This is a genomic window from Bradyrhizobium liaoningense (assembly GCF_018130955.1).
Lineage (GTDB): Bacteria > Pseudomonadota > Alphaproteobacteria > Rhizobiales > Xanthobacteraceae > Bradyrhizobium > Bradyrhizobium liaoningense_C.
Window position 1 is genome coordinate 1 of record NZ_JAFCJM010000132.1, and the last position, 3339, is coordinate 3339.

Sequence of the window (3339 nt, forward strand, 5' to 3'; positions counted from 1 at the left end):
CGGCCTTGGCATAGAAGACAGGATCCCGGATCACTCGGCATTCACGCGCGCCCGCAACGAGCGCTTTCGCGATCATGTGAGCGGACATGGCCAGTTCGCCCCGGCAAGTCGGCGACGGGCCATGTGTGGACGGCTCCAGGTTGGCAAGGGTTTTCTTTACGCATGCGGCGGTAGTCGGAGCAGCCATGTGTTCGCCCTATTAGCGCGGTTCACGTGACCGCTGGCCAAAATGCCCTCCGCGGATCAGGTCCCGGTCAAAAGCACGCACTCGATGGTGCCATGGCCCATGTGGGTTGTCCTGGTCGCCAGATCGACCGGCGCTGCATTACGTGCTGTTCGCCCTCCCAACCGTTACGTCACACCGGATGTCCGGCGCGATAGGTTACGCCGCGAGCGCAACGGGCTCCCTGTAGCGCTCACCCCTGGCCATCATGGCCCATAACCTTGGTGGGTCGGCGCGTCAGCAGTCCCGTAAGCCAGGGCCAATGCCCCGTGCCATGGATCTTGGCATAGCGGATCACGGCGAGTGTGCCTGCCGTGAACAGGCTGCGCAAATAGCGATCGCCTTGCTTGCTGATACTGCCAAGCTTGTCTTTGCCCCCGCTCGAGTTCTGCTTCGGCACGAGCCCAACCCAGGCCGAGAAGTCACGTCCCGATCGGAAGGCGTTGGCATCGGCAACACTCGCGACCAGAGCTGTTGCCAGCGCCGGCCCGACGCCGGGGATCGCGTCAAGCCGCTTGCTCGTCGCACTTGATCGATGCCAGGCGATGATGCGTCGGTCGAACTCCAGGATTTGGGCCTTCAGTGCGCGCAATTGGCTGCCGAGAGCCGCAAGACACGCGCGGGCCACCTCTGGGAGCCGGCGGTCAGCTGTATTGGCGACGACTTCCAGCAACTGCTCGACACCCCTGCGCCCGACAGGGGCGACAATCCCGAACTCGGCGAGATAGGCGCGGATTGAATTGATCACGGCAGTCTGCTGGCGGATGAAGAGATGGCGCGCCCGGTGAAGCATCGGGCAGCTCTGCTGCTCGACCGTATTGGTCGGTACAAACCGCATGTTGGGTCTCGTGACTGCCCCGCAAATCGCCTCCGCGTCCGTGGTGTCGTTCTTCTGTCGCTTGACGTAGGGCTTCACATAGGCCGGACGCGTCAACCGCACCGTATGTCCCAATGTCTCCAGCTCACGGGACCAATAGTGCGATGACGCGCAAGCCTCGATCCCCACCAGACAGGGCGGCAGCTTCTGGAAAAATGGCAGGACGTGCCGGCGCCTCAACTGGCGGCGCATGATCACTTGGCCGGCTGCATCAACGCCATGCACTTGAAAGACCGACTTCGCGATATCCAGGCCGATTGTCGAAATTGACTGCATAGCTTGCTCCTCCGAATCGTGGGAGCCTTAGACGGCGCCCACTCCTTGGCACTCTCGTGCCGGTGGAGGAGCCGTCGAAGCGGACCCATGCACCGCAGCAAATAGCATCGCTATTCGATCACCTCGAGGCGGCACCATGAAGCCTAGGGCTGCTTGTCCGTCGGCGCAGCAACTACGGCGCCGCCCTCCGCACGACCGACTTTCGCTCCGTCAAATACCTCGTCCATGATTTCTCGGATGGTGCAGGCGCAGCGACCGCACCGAGCTCTGGTGCCAAGGCAGCGAAAGACATAGCTGGTGGTTCGGCGCGTCGCAGTGTTGGCGACAGTTCGCACCTCGGTGTCGCTTAGGACGTTGCAGGAACAAACGATCATAGGAGGTCCGCTCGCTCAATTCCTACGTCTGCTTTAACACGCAAAAAGCAGACATTCATCACGACAACGGTGACGTGCGCTAAGGGTCAAAATGCGAAGAACCCAACGTGAGCAAATCCAGTCTGCTATGCCCCGTTGAGCGGACCTCAATGAGGCATGTAGCCACTTCGCTGATGGGCCAATTCCGGACTCATGCGCGGCGAGGGAGGTCTATTCGATCACCTCGTCGGCGAGCACCAACAACGACGGCGGTATCGTCAGTCCGAGCGTCCTAGCGGTCTTGAGATTGATTGCCAGTTCAACCCTTGTGGCCCGTTGAACCGGCAGGTCGGCTGGCTTCTCGCCCTTGAGAATGCGGCCCGTGTAGACGCCGAGCAGACGGAACTGATCCGCACGACTGCCTCCGTAGCTCATCAAGCCGCCGGCAGCGGCGAACCTGCGAGTTGGGTGGATCGCGGGCAGCGCATGGCGGAGCGCCAGCGCGGCGAGCTGTTCCCCGCGGCTGATAAACAATCTATCGGGGCCGATCACAAGCCCGCCTGCTCGCAGTTGGACCACAGTTGCAAAGACCGTTTCAAAATCGTGTTCCGTGCTGGCACGCAAGACATGGAGCTGAAGCCCGAGGATGCTGGCCGCCGCCTGCAGGTCTCTCGTCTCAGTATCAACAAATGGATCGGTCGGGTTGACGAGGAATGCAATGATGGTCGCCGTGGAGACCAGCTCGTGCAGCAATTCCAGCCGCTTTCGCTGTAGCTCACGGCCCAAGAAGGTGACGCCTGTGAGATTGCCGCCCGGTCGGCTGAGGCTGGCGAGAAGGCCAACCTCAACGGGATCGCCACCGATCACGAAAACGATCGGGATGGTCGCGGTCACCGCTTTTGCGGCCCGTGTAGCAGGGACTCCGAAGGAGGCAATGATGGAGACATGACGGCGCACCAGGTCAGCCGCCAGCGCCGGCAACCGATCATGTTGGCCATCCGCCGAATGATACTCAATCGCAATGTTGCGGCTCTCGACATAGCCGGCTTCGCTCAGGCCCCGGCGGAACGCGCCCAGCTCCGCCGCTGATTCCGATGAGTCCGGCGATGTAGAGTCAAGATACCCGATCACCGGCATTGCCGGCTGCTGCGCGCGCCCCGCGACTGACCAGGTGGCCGCTGCTCCGCCGAGCAGCGCCATGAACTCGCGCCGCTTCCTGTCGAACATGGGGGCTTACTCCCCTCAGGCTGGCGCCAACAATTAATGGGCATGGCGGCCGACGGTCCAGGCGGTCGGCCTGCCCGAATAACGATAGCACGTCACGACGTGGCCGGAGACTGCTGCGGTGCGATATCCCGATCCGGCCCATGACCGCCTTGGGTCAATCGCGTCGCTTTGGTCGCGCGGCAACCACTTCCGCTCCACCAGATGAGCGGACGTCTTCAGCCCTCGGTCGGAAGGTCTCCAGTGGGCCGATTTTGTTGCAAAAGTCGGCTGTAACCGACGGATGTCTTTCGGCCATTTGGTAAGGCTGACCGGCTTTGATCCGCCGACCCTGACGCTCTCAACGCAACTCCTACGCTACGCAATGCACAGGGCATGAGCGGGTG

At 62.0% G+C, this 3339-nt stretch carries 2 protein-coding genes and 1 pseudogene; all 3 read right to left on the minus strand.

Annotated elements, in window-relative coordinates:
- The coding region (locus JQ632_RS38920; protein WP_212408013.1) for a hypothetical protein at nt 1-187 on the minus strand (187 nt) is incomplete at its 3' end.
- A 195-nt stretch (nt 188-382) separates the two neighbouring features.
- Nucleotides 383-1376, minus strand: a pseudogene (locus tag JQ632_RS38925) (IS110 family transposase).
- Between the two features lie 584 nt (nt 1377-1960).
- Entirely contained in the window at nt 1961-2956 is a 996-nt protein-coding gene (locus JQ632_RS38935; RefSeq protein WP_249152842.1) for an ABC transporter substrate-binding protein, read from the minus strand.
- Nucleotides 2957-3339 lie beyond the last annotated feature (383 nt).